Raw genomic sequence first — 14,479 nt, forward strand, 5'->3', positions numbered from 1 at the left:
GCTTAATTGGGGAAATAAGCCGATTAACGCAGAAAATCAGAGGACTACATATTTTCTGTTGGAGATAGTTAGAAGTAGAATAATTTCTCTTAGAGTTTCTCTTCCAACCACAGGTAACTTAAAGACACAAGCAAGAAAAGTCCAATACCCCACAAAGGAAAATCAGTCTGCACTTGCATGGACTGAGTGTCTGGAGAGGCGGCTGTCTGTTTGACTAACTTTAGGAACGCCTGCTGCTGTTGCTGAAGTTTCTGCGTTTGCCAACTGTTCTCGGGTTGCACAAACGCAGAGCTCTCCTGTCCACCAGAGGTAAGAACAGAATACCAACCGGTTTCCTGCGGCCACAACAAGCCTTGCTGCTGCTCCTGCAGGAGAGAAGAAGGTTGAACCAGAACTGGCGCGGCAGTTCCGGCCTTCAGACTCTGAAACGTTACTTTATGGGCGGAAGAATTTACTGAGAAAGAAACCTGTAGTAACTGATGCGCTTGCGGAATGGAGGGCATAACAGCTAAAGACGGTTCTTCTGCAGGTTTGGCGATGGCATTCAAAACGGTTGCCCAGTATTGCTGATACAGTGTTTCTTTGCCTTCCAACACCAACGGGAAAGTCTCGGGCAGCACACTTACGCCCACCTGCCCCATACCCCGACGGTACCGTACTGCCAAGGTCTGCTGTTGGTTCTGTTCCCAAACCATTGCTTGCTGTCCATCCTTAAGTTGAAGAACTCTGGTTGGCAAAGAAAGCACGGCATTGGAAGAAGCCAACCCTTGCCACCGCACCGTTCCGTTTCTGGGCTGTTTCTGGGAAACTGGCTTGAAAACGGTCTCCGCAAAAAACGGAATGGCTTTGGAACTGGGCTGAGAAAGGGTGGTTAGCGTCCCCAAACCTTGCTGCCGAACGGCTTGCTGCAGCGCTTGTTTCTCTGCACCGCTCAGATTCTGTAAGGCTGTTTCATCCAGGAGCACCGCGTCAAACTTCTGCAAAAGCCCGGTTGTGAGTCTATCCAGCTTTGTTGAAGCAAGGTTCACCACTTCGGTCTGGAAGATGCCCTTGCTCACTTGGGTCCGGATGGCTACGTGGTGCCCTTGCTGGCTTAAGAAGTTCTTCAGGAATTTCACCTCAAACGAGGGCGCCGAAGAAAGCACCAGCACGCTCAGCGGGCGCGGAGCCTTCACCTCTACCGGAACGGCTTCCTGGTACACAGAATCATTGGCCCCGGTCCAGCGCAAGGTATAGACAAACTTACCCCCCGTCTTAGGGGTAAACTTTAAGCGAAACGCCTGCGCTCCTTTCTTTACGGCTGCCGAATCACGGGCCGCACCAGACGAGTGCAGAAATACCTTGGTTTCCTGCGCTGATGGGGCATGGAACGTACCTTGCACCTGCACCTCTTCGCCCAAGGTTACCTCTTTAGGCCAGGAGGCAGCCAGCACACCGGTGGGAAGTTCAGACAAGTGGGGCACGAACCGCAAAGAATCAGACGCAGGCATCTCTTCGGCCGGAAGGCCATGTCCCAACACATGAATGGTTTTTACTTCCGGGTGCTGTTTTAAAAAAGCGGTGAGGTCTGCTACGGGCTGGGCAACTTCGGCGTCCACGTTCAACCCGTACACCTGCGGACGAGGCTTCAGGCTTTTCAACAAACGTTGCAGGGTATCTGGGCTGTAGCCGTCGGTGAGCAGAAGGACCTCTGAGGCATTGTAGGTGCGGTTTATTTTAGGCGGCACCAACAGCAGCACCAGGCACGCAACTACTCCCCAGGAAGCCAGTAATCGCCACGCTAACCGGCGGCGGTCCGGACGGCGCACGGCAAGCCAGGTCAGCCAGCTTCCCAGCAACACCGCTACTCCCAACAGAAAGGGCAAAGGTATCTCCATGGTTACTTGAGCCGGTTAAAATAGTCCTGAGCCAACTTTTTAGGCGCGGCGGGCGCAACCGGTTTCTGCACTGTTTTAGAAGAAACAGGCAGGAAACGGTGGAAGGTGGCTTCGGCGCGGGTAAGGCACTCTGCACAAAGCGGCCGCTGCCCCCTGATTTCCTGCGCCAGTTGGCGGATGTCCTGCAAAGCCCTTAAATATCTTCCGGGTTCCTGCACGGCGGCTTTGCCCAGTTCTTGTCCGGCTTGCTCCAGCAGGGCGGCATCTGCTGAGGAGGGCTTTGCTCCTTGCCTGATCTGCGCCACCCGCACCAAGGCTTGCCGCACCACGGGGGCCGTTACCTCGGGCTTTTCTTCCCGGCGGGTTTGCACGGGCTGCACTTTGCTTAGATCGCCGGTGAGGCGTTTTTCGGGTTCTTTGAGCGGAGGAGGCTCAAAACCGGTTTTCTTCACGTACGCTCGGGACTTTTGCTGCACTTCCTTGAGCATCCGCAAGGCTTTGTATTCAAAGGGCAGGGCTTCTTTAGGCCTGGCGGTCCTGAGCCGAAGCTCGGCTTCCCACATCTGGGCCAAGGCACCTTTGAGCTGGGCTTTGACGGCCGGTTCAAAGAAGGTGGCGGCTTCTTCCTGGTCGTGCTTGTGTAGATAAGGGTCCAGCAACTCGTTCATCTGGTTCTGGTGCTCGCTTTCGCCTTTCTTGGGGGAGTGGTCGTGCCCGTCATCCAGGGTGTGCCCCTCTGCTAAGCCTTCGGGCAGACCGGCCGTGCCAATGTTCGATTCAAACTCCTCGCCCAGGAACTTGCCGTAGCGCAGGCGTAGCAACTTCTGGTCTACGCCAATGTTGTTGGAGCGCTCCTGGAACACCGTTTGGGTAAGGCCTTTCTGCTCTTGGATGAGTTTCTCAGTGTCAATGATGATCTGCCGCTGACTCCGGAAATACTCGGGGTTAGGCGCCACGCCCAAGGACATATCATCCATGGTTTCCACAATAGTGGTGTCTTCAATCTCTACCAGAAAAGCCTCGGTGCGGATGTAGCCCCGGTGGTTGTCCCAGGCCTGCAGGTAAAAATAGAGCTCATCGCCGTAGGTCATGCCCAGTTGCTGCAGGTTGAGGGTCTGGTTCAGTTGCACCTGCCGGGGCTGCCCTTGGAAAGAAAGTTTCAAGGGAATGCGCTGCTCCCGGAACTTCACGGCTTCACCTTCGCCTTTGGCGACGGTGGCAATCAGATCGGCGTTCCGGAGACAGTAATCATCCTGAAAGGTGCCCTGGAGAGTTATCCGCTGCGGATCTCCGAACAAAACCTCAGTGTACTGTGCGGGTTTCCTGATCTGGATAGAGGGTGCTTCGTCTGGAATGACTTCGATGGAATAAAAGTCTGAAGCCTGTCCGTTCAGCCGCAGGTGATACAGCGCAGATTGCGTGGCCGTGAGGGAAGCGGTATAGGTGTTTTCCTGCCCGGCTACCGGCCGCAACGGAATAGGTTTCTGGTTGCTCAGCACCAACTGAAAAGAAGCGACAGGCTGATTAGTTTGCACGGTCCAGGTGATTTGAGCCCCAGCCTCGGCTTTGAACGAAGGCGTAGTCACAGCATACGCCGCTTTCCGGGTGTAGCCCGGCGGTGTGATGCGCAGGTGCATCTGCTCAATGGCCGGCAGAATGGCTTTGGGTTCGGCTACGGGTTGGTTTACATTGCTGGCGGTGCCGGTAGCCGTTCCGGGTGCTTGTTTCTTCGGGAGGAAGTTTGCCGGTACAAACCAGAGGACAGCGGCCAAGGCTACTCCCGTTAAGAGCAGCATCCAGCTACTCCTGAAATTTACCCTGGAGGCTTCCTGCGGGGAAATCTGGTTCAACATTTCAGCCGTCCGCTGTCGTTGTAATTGCCCCAGCAACGGCAATTCGTTTTCCGGCTGAAGCAGCAACTCGGTACTTTCTTCCAGTTGCGGATACTTTCGGTTCAGGTGCCGGGCAACGGTGGGGTAATCGGTTTTTTTCCTGAGGTTGTACCAACGGCTGACCTGCACGCCTAATACCAACAACACCAACGTAATTGCTGCCACTTGCCCTAAAGAACCGCCCAAACCCTGGTATGCCCATAGCAACAGCGGCAGTACCAAACCTACTCCCTGCAACGCAAACAGCCCCACCTTCTTTTGAAGGTACTTCGTCCGCACTTGTTCAAGAACGGCAGAGGCTGGGGTGCTATGTTGGTTGGTTTGGATCACCTGTTTATCTTCAAATTTGTTGCTTGAACTTACCCGATTTGCTGCGTTTTGCTTCTGCTCGCTAACCACCTTTCTAACGCCAACAACAGCACTAGTAAACCTATCAGCCACGGCTTCAGGTCAATTGATTCTTCGGTGGTTTTAGGCTTGTTTTCAGAAAAAGAGGCGGAAATCATGCGGAGCCGTTCCACGGCTTTGGGTAAACTGCGCGTGTCATAAAGCGTGCGCCAGGAAGAGTCTTCGGGGAAGAGCAGACGCAGGAGCAGTTCAGGGAAATGGCCGCTGTCGGGAAGGGCATTCCAGTCTGGATGGAAACGGCTGTAAAAGTGGTACCGTGTTCCGTACTGCTGGGTTTGTTGCGTGAGCATCGGCTGCCCGAAACCGTCTTGCCACAGGACTTCAACGGAAGAATTGGTGGGGGCCGGGATGCGGCGGTGCAACGGAATAGCCTTAGAAAGTTCTGGAATCTGCAGCCAAGTGCTAACTGGTTGCGCCTTTGCAGAGGCAGGAGCGTCTTGCAGCGTTTTCAGCTTCTTTTTGGGGAACTGGGCCTGAAACGAGGCCATAGATTCATCTGAAAGCCAGAACACCCAATCTGGTGCCGAAGTGGGCAGCGGTTGCCCATCTGAAGATACCGTCAACGTATGAGCGACGCCTTTGTACTCCAACGCAGCTTGCAAGGCAGCCCGCAGGTAACGCACATCGGCTTGCCGCGAATGCGCATAGCGCACCAGCATCCGCAGGGGCTCCTTTCTAAGCGGGATGGTGTTTCTGGCGCTGCCCAACAAATGAAGTGAATCCACCTCAGAATGGCTGGTAAACCGAACCGAAGGAAAACCAGGCATTGAAATCACCTGCCCGGAAATCGGCTTCGCTACCCGATGCTCCGTGAACGTGATTTCCTGTTCCTCGCTCCGCCCAAACTGCAGAAGCAGTTGTCCAGACGAGGTGTAATATGCCTCCTGCAGCCAAGTTTGGGTTTGGGGCACACTCACCGGAATCCAGCTGAAGCCGTTCCGTAACAGCGGATGCTCGCCCCGGTGGTGGCGCAGCAAATCAGTGGTGAAAATCTGGGCGGTGGCATGGGACGGGAGGCTGCGGTTGAGTACCCGGGCCATAGCCCACGCGTTGGTGGTATCCGGGGAGAGACTATCCACCTGGAACGTTCTGATGGAAGCTTCAGGAGTCAAAGACAACTCAGGGAAGCCCGGCTCCAGCCGATGGATACGCCAGCCTTGGACCGCCATTGAATCTACGGTAGCCGCAATCTGAGAGAGGTATTGGGGTTGAAACAACGCCGGGTGCAGATAGGCGTGTTTTTTAGGTTGTACGGGCACTTCCCGTTTCCAGTGCAGTCCGGCCAAAAGAAGGGCCAACAGTAAAATGAGCAGGCAGCGGAGCAACAGGAGCCAGGGTTGGGTGAGGTGCAGGCTGCTCAGGCGTTGGCTCTGCGAGGGCTGTAACCACCGGATACTGCCTACAGGTACCGTTTGGGGTGGCTTCTTGTTCCACAAGTGGATCGCGATTGGCACCGCTACTGCGGCCGCTGCCCATAACCAAACCGGACTCAGGAACTGAAACAAAACGAGGTAGATAAACGCAGGGGTAAGACATAAGACGCAAGCAAATGGAGCTTGGTCTGGCAATCCAAGATAAGAGGAGCATATGGATTTTCCTACATTCTCTGGGCATTCTGTTCCGGCCCGCCTTAGTTGCCTTTTGGAAAGCCCTTTTACTTGCCCAGGCTGTTCTTCAGGTGACGGTCATAGAGCATGATGGAGCCCGCCGAGGCCACGTTCAAAGAAGTAGCTCCCGGGAGCTGCACCAGATGATGGCACCGATCCCGCACGGCGTTGGTGAGGCCGTGGTCTTCCGCGCCCAGCAAGTACACACACCGGTCTGGGTGCGCAAATTGCTCTACCGGCACCGACCGGGCATCCAGCTCCACGCCCACCAACTGGCAACTGTACGGCAGATGCACGTAGAAATCCTCGAAATCTGTGTAATGGAACAGCGGAATCTCCTTCCAGCTCTTGTTCGTGTCGGTGGACTGCTTCTTGTACCGCTTGCCTATGGTGAAAATGAAAGTGGCCCCCAGAATAGACGCCGACCGCCACAAGGTACCCATGTTGGTCTCATTTTTCGGTTCAAAGATGCCTATCCCAAAGTAGCCGCTTTCCATAAAATGAGTGAATGAGTGATGGAGAGAATGAGTGAATGCAAGACAAAGGTAAGGGAGGGAGATTTCTGTTTCTGCCTTGATTTTGGGGTAACAGGCTGGAAACGGTATTGGAGGAGACACTCGCAGGTCCTCCGGACACTACGAGGTCTTGAGCGGCTTTTTTTGATTGCTGATTGTTAATTGCTGATTGTTTTACAAAAATATTATTCCGCTGGCGCGAGCCTCCGGCTCGTGTCCGCACGCATGCCTGATCTTCATCCAAGGGGTATTAAGAGATGTGAGAGATTGAAAGAGGAAAAGAGTGCGTGAACAAGGATAGGGTCAAACTGTGCACTGCTTTCCTCGGTTTCAGGTGATTTCTGCAAAAGAAGGCAATAAACGGTCTTGATAATTCTGGTTTGAAACGACTCTACTGCCTGGCTCGGCTCATCAGGAAAGCGCGCAGGGCTTTGTCCAGCGGCTCGTGCAGGTGGAAACGCTCGTAATGGATTTGCTTTTTGCGGGTGTCAGTTTCCAGGTTGCGGAGCCATTCCTGTAGCTGTTGCAGATAGGCGGCCCGCTGACTGTCGGCACTCACTTGCACGGTTTGGCCGGTCTCCAAATCCTGGAAGGTGAGTTGCCCTTTGTAGGTAAATTCCAGCTCATTCTGCCCCATCAGGTGGAACAAAAGTGTATCCCTTTCGCGGGCTCCAATCTTGCGTAACGTTTCGGAGATCTCTGAAGTCTGCTCGTACATATCCGTCACCAGCACCGTAATTTCTTTCTGCCGCTTTTTTGCAAAAACAGGCACTAAACGGTCTGGCGCCGGGAATGCCCCGTTGGGTTTCACCTGCTCCAACTGATGGAAGAACCGCTGCAAATGCTGGCTGGACTGCTGCGGCGCGAGCTGCACCAATTGCTCTTCCTGTAACACAAACAATCCCACCGCATCACCTTGCTGCACGGCCAAATATGCGAGCGAGGCCACTAGATAACGGGCATAGTCCAGTTTGGTAAGTGTTCCGTCCTGATGCCCCATAGAACCGCTGGCATCTACCACAAACCGCACCGCCACGCTGCTGTCCACCTCCGATTCCCGGATGTAATATCGATCTGAGCGCGCGAACATTTTCCAATCTAGTTGCCGCAAATCATCGCCGGGTTGGTAGCTCCGGTACTGGCTGAACTCTATGCCCGCCCCCCGCCTAATACTCTGGTTCTGACCCAGCATAAAACCATCTACCACCGTCTTGGCAATCAGGCGTAGGTCTTTGATAGCGGCGAAGGTTTGGGGATTGAGGAGGCGGTGGGGCATGAATTTAAATTAGTTATTAAACGGGCAGTGTAATCACTTCTTCTGTCATCTTGGAAAGGTCTTGTGTGCGAGCTAGAATAACTTTGAATAAGCGCCAATACCGTTTGCTTACAAGATCCTTTCAGGATGACAGAATAGTGATGCTGTCTAAGGTGGTATTTCTTTCGATGCAGCTCTATCTTAAAACCTCCCTCGGCATCTCCAAGCCTTTTAGCAGTTCTTCCACTACCTTGTCTGTAGTGATATTGTCTGCCTCAGCAGTAAAGTTCAAGAGTACGCGGTGGCGCAGCACCGGATACGCCATGGTCTGCAGATCTGGCAATGTTACCGCGAAACGACCTTGCAACAGGGCTCGCGCTTTAGCGGTGAGAATGAGTGCTTGTCCGGCCCGTGGACCGGCGCCCCAGCGTACGAACTCCTGCACAAACGGCACCGGGCTTTCAGCGGGGCGGGTGGCACGAACTACGTGGGCAACATAGGAAACTAAATCATCAGAAATAGTGACTTCGCGCACTAAGCTCTGCAACGCCAAAATCTCAGGTCCGGACAGAATGGGTTGCACCGTTTCCCGTTTGCCGCCGGTGGTGTTTTTCAGAACCGAGATTTCCTCCAGTTCTGTGGGGTACTTGATTTTGATGTACAGCAGGAACCGGTCCAACTGCGCTTCAGGAAGCGGGTAGGTACCGCTTTGCTCTATGGGGTTCTGCGTGGCGAGCAGGAAGAAAGGGCGCGGCAGCGGGTAGGTTTTACCGGCGTAGGTCACTTCAAACTCCTGCATGGCCTCTAGCAACGCCGCTTGGGTTTTGGGCGGCGTCCGGTTAATCTCATCCGCTAGCACGATGCTGGCGAAGATAGGACCCTCATTGAACTGGAAAAAGCGCTTGCCGGTGGTGTGGTCTTCCTCCAGAACTTCGGTGCCTAGAATATCGGTAGGCATGAGGTCCGGGGTGAACTGGATGCGACGAAACGGTAAATCTACGGCACTGGCCAGCGTACGCACCAGCAGTGTTTTCGCCAAGCCGGGTACGCCTTCCAGGAGCCCGTGGCCACCGGCTAAAAGCGTAATGAGTACTTCATCCAGCACTTCCTGCTGGCCTACTATGATTTTACTTATTTCCTGCCGAAGCGCCGGCAGTTTGCTTAACAGTTGGGTTACGTCTTGTGGGGTCACGTGGGGCGGAAGCTAAACGATACTACTTGAACCAGTAAGTAAGCGATTGTTCTTGAATTTGCCTTTCCGTTTTTTGTTTGTTTTCAGGAAATCAGGGCAAAAAAGCTATAAAGCGTTCTTGCGCTGGCGCGAGCCTCCGGCTCGTGTCCGCACGCATTCCAACCCCTGAGTTTGTTCAGCAATATGAAGGCACGAGCTGGAAGCTCGCGCCAGCGGTTAAAAGAATGACCCGTTTCCCGCTTTTAACCTGAATTCAGAAAAATGAGTCAAAAACGGAGGTAAGCTTTAACTCGTAAGCGCATACATCAGAATATTCACGCCAAACTTGGTGTTATCCTCCGCTAGCCAGCGCTTGTTTCTAAAGTCATAGTCCCACTCGCAGCCGTAGTCTTTGTTGCTGTAGAGCACGGCAATGCGGCCGTTCACTTCATAGGCTTTGAGGTAGTCGTGGACCAGGTCATCGCCCCAGCCGTTGAGCTCAAAGGAGGTGGTAGGCGGACCTTCCTCGAACTTGAAAAAGGAACGGTAAATGGGATGGTTGTTGGGAATTTTCTTTAGCGCCTTCGGCCCGAAACACACGCGCATCTGCTCCTCAAAAGACCGTGCGAAGAGGCCGTCTATGTCATGGTTGCAGTCATCCACGAACACGAAGCCGCCGTTCGTCACATAGCGCTCAAAATTGGCTCTTTCCTTCGCGTTAAACTGCACCAGTTTGTGGCCGCTCAAATAGCAGAAAGGGTACCGGAACAGCTCTGAACTTTCCAAAGAGATGACCTTTTCCTGCTCCACAATAGGCACGGTGGTGTACTCTACCAGTGAGTGCAGCAGATTAGAGGGCATCCGTTGGTCGGTGTCCCAGTTGCCGGAGCGGTATTGCAGGCGTACGAAGGTGAAAGGAGCGGGCATGGAAAAACTACGGAACTAGAGTAAACCCGCAATAGATAAGTCTTCGTCCAGTTCCTCCCAGTGGATACCAACCCCATTACCAATCAGGCGCCAGTTCATCCGTTGCGCTTCTGTACTGTCTCTCAGAACCGGAAACCACTCCAAAGGAACTCCTAATTCTCTTCCATCCGAAAGAAGAACATACATCTTGGCATCGGTAAACCAAACCTTTTGAGCTTGAGGAGTAGTGTGCTTAACTAAAGTATTCATGCCATTTTTGCTCAAAAAGAGACTTATGGGTAAAGGGCTACGTCACCAGCCCTATTTCTAATTTGTCATCTTGGAAAGATCTTGTGAGCAAACTAGAGTAACTTTTAATGAGCGCTTCTACTGTTCGCCCACAAGATCCTTTTAGGATGACAAAAGAAGAGTTTGATAATATAAGTTTAATCCCGCTTTTGGCCTATATTCTTGAAATTAGGCCAAAAGCGGGAAAGAGATTCAGGCCGGACTACACTGCGTCTGACAAGCTGGTGAAGGTAAAGTCTCTAATCTTCATAGGAGGCACCAGGTTGCCACCGATGCGCTGCGGTTTTCCTAAGGCCTCCAGGTTGTTGAGCATGATGACCGGGCTTTCGTTGAAACGGAAGTTTTTCACAGGGTGCTTGATCTTGCCGTTCTCAATGTAAAAGGTTCCGTCGCGGGTGAGGCCGGTGTAGAGCAGGGTCTGGGGATCCACGGCTCTGATGTACCACAGGCGCGTTACCAAAATGCCTTTTTGGGTGCCTTTGATGAGGTCTTCCAGGCTCTGGTTGCCGCCGGCCATGATGAAACCACCCGGCGAGGGCAAGCCTTTCACGCCTTTCTTCTGCGCCCAGAATTGGGAGTAGGTCATATTCTTCACCACGCCTTTGTCAATCCAAGTTACTTTCTCGTGTGGACGACCATCGCCGGACCAGGTAGAGGAAGGAATCTCGGGATTGGTAGGGTCTGAGGTGATGGTCACGCGCTCATCAAACATCTTCTCGCCCAGTTTGGTTTTGCCACCCGGTTTGCTCAGGAAAGAACGCCCTTCTTCGGCACTACGGGCATCCAGGCTGCGGAACATGTTTTCCAGCAGATCAACGGCCGCGGTAGGCTCCAGGATCACGGTGTATTTACCCGGCTCCACCGCTTTGGCGCTCACCGAGCTTAGGGCTTTCTGGGCCGCAATCTCTGAGGCAGCAGCGGTGTCCAGCTTGGATACATCGCTTACATCACGCGTTACGTAGCCCGATCCGGTTCCATCCTGGGTACGCATGGTTACGGAGAAATCCACGTCTGAGCTCTGGTTGTAGGCAAACAGGCCTTTGGAGTTCATTTTGGCGCTGAAGCCACTGCGGTCTTCCCAGAAACCGGCGGCTGTCAGTTTCTTGCTATCAGCCAGCTGCATGCTTTTGGCGGCAGCGTTGGCGCGGTATTCAGGATCTATGTCGTGAGTGGTTTTGAACCAAGCGTTGCTGGGCAGGTAATTCTGCGGACCTAGCATGGGCACGTACTCCGGGCTTTCCGGGGCGATGCGGGCTACCTCTTCGGCACGGCGCACCACTTTCTCTAGCGAGGCATCGTCAAACTCGTTGATGGTAGCCACGCCCGAACGTTTCCCGAAACGGGCTTCCACGGCTAGCGACATGTTTTCTTCCTGGCCGCTGGTAGACACGGTACTGCGGGCGTAACGGATGTTACCCCCTTTATAGCCGCTGAGGTTTACCTCGCACTCATCGGCTTTGGAATAGCTCAGGGCCTTTTTCAGCAGCGCCTGCGCCTGATCTTTACTTAATATTGCCATTGGTCTGTATCACGTATCAAGTAGCAAGACACGACTAATATAGTCGCACTTATCTCGCTAGTTTCTCCTTGTTAAATTTTCCTTCCAGTATTGATCACATTCACGCCATTGAAACGAGTGTGCGAAGAACCGTGCGAAACGGCGCTTACCTGACTGGGTTGGCCTTTGCCGTCGAAGAAGGAGCCGAACATGCGGTAATCGCTTTCGTCGCAAACGGCGGCGCAGGAATTCCAGAATTCCTGGGTGTTGCTTTGGTAGGCCACATCCTCTAGCGGACCTACAATTTTGCCGCCTTTGATCTCGTAGAACAGCTGGCCGCCAAACTGGAAGTTGTAGCGCTGCTGGTCAATGGAGTAAGAGCCACGGCCTGCGATGTAGATACCCCGGTCCACGCCTTTGACCATATCATCTACGCTCAGTTTCTGCTTGCCTGGAGCCAATGACACGTTCGGCATGCGCTGGAACTGCACCGAGCTCCAGTTATCGGCATAAGAACAGCCATGCGACTCTTTCTCACCAATGATGTGGGCCTGGTCACGGGTGGCCTGGTAGTTTACCAGTACGCCGTCTTTGATGAGGTCCCAACGCTTGGTTTTCACGCCTTCATCGTCATAGCCTACTGCGCCCAGAGAACCCGGCTGCACTTTATCGGCGAAGATGTTCACGTGCTTGCTGCCGTAGGGGAAGGTTTTGGTTTTCCATTTGTCCAAGGTAGCGAAGGAAGTACCGGCGTAGTTGGCCTCGTAGCCCAGCACGCGGTCCAATTCCAGTGGGTGACCCACGCTTTCGTGGATGGTCAGGCCGAGGTGGTTGGGATCTAACACCAGGTCATATTTACCTGCCATCACTGATTTGGCCGTCAGTTTCTCGCGGGCTTGTTTTGCCGCCAGACCGGCATCAGCGACAATGTCAAAATATTTGTCATAGCCGGTAAGGCCGGTACCTTCCGGGCCTTTCATAGTTGGTGCCTTCACGGTGAGGTACTCAAAGCCCATGCCCATAGGAGCGCTCAGCGCATCGCGGGTTTTGAACTTACCAGAGGTTTTGTCCACGGCAGTTACCGTAAAGTTTGGCCAGATGCGGTGGATGTCCTGGTCAATGTAAGAGCCATCCGTAGAGGCGAAGTATTTTTGCTCGTTTATCTGAAACAAGGCCGAATTCACGAAGTTGGCACCGTTGGCCAGGGCGGCGGCGTTGGCTGCCAGAAGCAAGTCGGCTTTCTCTGAAACAGGTACCTCAAAGGCGTTCTTCTGAATAGGCGTTCTCCAGCTTACCTCGCCGTAGCCTTGCTGCGGGGCCAGCTGTACCGGCTCTTTCTGTAGTTTGGAGTTGGCTTTGGCAATGGCCACGGCCTGCTCGGCAGCTTTGGCAACGCCTTTGTCGCTCACGTCTGAGGTGGCGGCAAAGCCCCAGGTGCCGTTGGCAATCACGCGCACACCCACGCCGTAGCTCTCGGTGGTGCTGATGCCTTGCACTTGCTTCTCGCGGGTAAACACGTTCTGGGCCAGGTAACGGCCAATGCGTACATCGGTGTAAGTGGCGCCTTTGCTTTTAGCGGCGTTTAAAGCCACATCAGCCAAGCGCTTTTTCAGGGCCACGTCCACAGTTTCCAGTGCGCGGGCCGGATCAATCTCGTGACCAAACGTTGGGATGTTGGAAAGCAAAAGCCCTCCTACACCCATGGCGGTCAGTCCTATAAAATCACGTCTTTTCAAGGGTTTGTTTGTTAGGTAAGCGAGAATTTATCAGAGCAAAAAGATTTGCACTTCTAAGTTTACTTCTTGTTCAGGAGGAAAGCAAGAAAGTTGGGCGGTAACTGTGGAAAGGGCCTCGGGATACACCGGTTAACCACCGTTTTGCCTCTGTTTTCCTGAAAACGGCTCTAAAACAGACAGGCCTTTCAACACCTTCTATATGATTGTTTCGCCAGTCGCCCTGCAAAATGCACCATTGGCTGCAAAAACCTGGTGATGGATCCGTGTTCTCCCGAACTATGCAGTAAACACAATCAGCCTCTGCGTTTACCGGCTGGTTTTCTAAAAACTGCCCAAAAATGTTTTCTACCGCTAAAAAACTTTTCTTAGCTCTCACCGCTTTCCCAAGTCTGGCTTTGGCTCAATCAGCTCCAGACACTGTCACTGCCGTTCAACTTTCGGCCACGCCCCGCCTCTTCGCCGACGGTGTGATTTCCACCCAAGACTTTGAATTCAACGCCACCTTCACACCCGATGGCAAAACCGTCTTCTTCACCAAGGCGACGCCCGGCTGGCAGCGCATGGTCATTCTGTACTCCGAGCAAAAGAACGGAAAGTGGCAGGAACCTAAGCTCGCGCCTTTCTCCGGCCAGTACCGCGATGCCGACCCGTTCATCAGCCCAGACGGGCAGAAGCTGTTCTTTATGTCTGACCGGCCGGTGAACGGTGAGCCAAAAGTAGACTATGATATCTGGTTTGTTTCCAAGACGAAGGACGGCTGGGGCGAGCCGCAGGTGGTGCCGAACGGGCCAAACACGTTAAAGGAGGTCTATTACCCTTCAGTAGCCGCGAACGGCAATATGTACTTCAGCGCGCTCACCGCTTCCGGCATGGACTTGTATGTGTCTAAATGGGAGAACGGGCAGTATGCCGCCCCGGAAAAGCTGTCGTTCAACACCGCCGCCACTGACCTGGACCCCATTATCACCGCCGATGAACGCCTGCTCTTCTTTACCAGCAACAACCGCAAGGCGTTTGGCGGGGCCGATCTGTTCGTGAGCGTGAATGGTCCGCAGGGTTGGTCCACGCCACGGCCGCTAGACTCCAACGTGAATTCTTCGCTCAACGAAGGCCAGCCCGGCCTCTCCGCCGATAACAAAAAGCTGTACTTCACCTCGGCAAAAATGCCCACCGGAACCCGCCCGAAGTCTGCTTCCTACAAAGAACTCCTGCAAGAACTGCGGGGCACCTACAACGGTTTGGGCAACATCTACGAGGTGGATATCTCTGCCCTTACAGAAACTCTCACGGCCAGTAAGTAGAACA

11 protein-coding genes are annotated in these 14,479 nt (G+C 53.7%); 1 reads left to right on the top strand and 10 read right to left on the bottom strand.

Going from position 1 to position 14,479, the window contains the following annotated elements:
- Positions 1 to 89: 89 nt before the first annotated feature.
- From JT719_RS11870 to JT719_RS11915, 10 genes are all read right to left on the bottom strand, one after another.
- Positions 90 to 1,877 (bottom strand): hypothetical protein, encoded by a 1,788-nt coding sequence (locus JT719_RS11870; protein WP_207433530.1) that lies wholly within the window; start codon positions 1,875 to 1,877, stop codon positions 90 to 92.
- A gap of 2 nt (positions 1,878 to 1,879) precedes the next feature.
- Positions 1,880 to 4,099: a DUF4175 family protein gene (locus JT719_RS11875; RefSeq protein WP_207433532.1), complete on the bottom strand. Its 2,220-nt coding sequence runs from the start codon at positions 4,097 to 4,099 to the stop codon at positions 1,880 to 1,882.
- Positions 4,100 to 4,128: 29 nt separating this feature from the next.
- The gene (locus JT719_RS11880) at positions 4,129 to 5,682 is read right to left on the bottom strand and encodes a BatA domain-containing protein (RefSeq protein WP_207433534.1); all 1,554 of its coding nucleotides are present in this window, start codon (positions 5,680 to 5,682) and stop codon (positions 4,129 to 4,131) included.
- A 149-nt stretch (positions 5,683 to 5,831) separates the two neighbouring features.
- A complete protein-coding gene (locus JT719_RS11885) occupies positions 5,832 to 6,281 on the bottom strand; it encodes an RNA methyltransferase (RefSeq protein WP_207433536.1) in 450 nt (149 codons plus the stop codon).
- Between the two features lie 409 nt (positions 6,282 to 6,690).
- A complete protein-coding gene (locus JT719_RS11890; protein ID WP_207433537.1) occupies positions 6,691 to 7,575 on the bottom strand; it encodes a DUF58 domain-containing protein in 885 nt (294 codons plus the stop codon).
- A 175-nt stretch (positions 7,576 to 7,750) separates the two neighbouring features.
- Positions 7,751 to 8,746 (bottom strand): AAA family ATPase, encoded by a 996-nt coding sequence (locus JT719_RS11895; RefSeq protein ID WP_207433538.1) that lies wholly within the window; start codon positions 8,744 to 8,746, stop codon positions 7,751 to 7,753.
- A 285-nt stretch (positions 8,747 to 9,031) separates the two neighbouring features.
- Positions 9,032 to 9,652 carry a DUF4159 domain-containing protein gene (locus tag JT719_RS11900; protein WP_207433539.1) on the bottom strand — a complete coding sequence of 207 codons (621 nt, stop codon included), beginning with the start codon at positions 9,650 to 9,652 and terminating at the stop codon, positions 9,032 to 9,034.
- Positions 9,653 to 9,667: 15 nt separating this feature from the next.
- Entirely contained in the window at positions 9,668 to 9,901 is a 234-nt protein-coding gene (locus JT719_RS11905) for a DUF2442 domain-containing protein (RefSeq protein ID WP_207433540.1), read from the bottom strand.
- Between the two features lie 241 nt (positions 9,902 to 10,142).
- Positions 10,143 to 11,459, bottom strand: a complete 1,317-nt coding sequence (locus JT719_RS11910; protein WP_207433541.1) for a TldD/PmbA family protein — start codon at positions 11,457 to 11,459, stop codon at positions 10,143 to 10,145.
- Between the two features lie 71 nt (positions 11,460 to 11,530).
- Entirely contained in the window at positions 11,531 to 13,174 is a 1,644-nt protein-coding gene (locus JT719_RS11915; protein ID WP_207433542.1) for a TldD/PmbA family protein, read from the bottom strand.
- Between the two features lie 338 nt (positions 13,175 to 13,512).
- Here JT719_RS11915 and JT719_RS11920 point away from each other — a divergent pair, with 338 nt between their 5' ends.
- Complete coding sequence (locus JT719_RS11920) at positions 13,513 to 14,475, top strand: TolB family protein (protein WP_207433544.1); 963 nt, start codon at positions 13,513 to 13,515, stop codon at positions 14,473 to 14,475.
- Positions 14,476 to 14,479: the final 4 nt, after the last annotated feature.

Origin of the sequence: Sabulibacter ruber, assembly GCF_017355955.1 — a bacterium.
GTDB lineage: Bacteria > Bacteroidota > Bacteroidia > Cytophagales > Hymenobacteraceae > Nibribacter > Nibribacter ruber_A.

Excerpts from the sequence above, each read along its gene's own strand:
- JT719_RS11870 (WP_207433530.1), bottom strand. The coding sequence starts at position 1,877 with ATGGAGATACCTTTGCCCTTTCTGTTGGGAGTAGCGGTGTTGCTGGGA.
- JT719_RS11920 (WP_207433544.1), top strand. The coding sequence starts at position 13,513 with ATGTTTTCTACCGCTAAAAAACTTTTCTTAGCTCTCACCGCTTTCCCA.
- JT719_RS11890 (WP_207433537.1), bottom strand. The coding sequence starts at position 7,575 with ATGCCCCACCGCCTCCTCAATCCCCAAACCTTCGCCGCTATCAAAGAC.
- JT719_RS11910 (WP_207433541.1), bottom strand. The coding sequence starts at position 11,459 with ATGGCAATATTAAGTAAAGATCAGGCGCAGGCGCTGCTGAAAAAGGCC.
- JT719_RS11905 (WP_207433540.1), bottom strand. The coding sequence starts at position 9,901 with ATGAATACTTTAGTTAAGCACACTACTCCTCAAGCTCAAAAGGTTTGG.
- JT719_RS11885 (WP_207433536.1), bottom strand. The coding sequence starts at position 6,281 with ATGGAAAGCGGCTACTTTGGGATAGGCATCTTTGAACCGAAAAATGAG.
- JT719_RS11900 (WP_207433539.1), bottom strand. The coding sequence starts at position 9,652 with ATGCCCGCTCCTTTCACCTTCGTACGCCTGCAATACCGCTCCGGCAAC.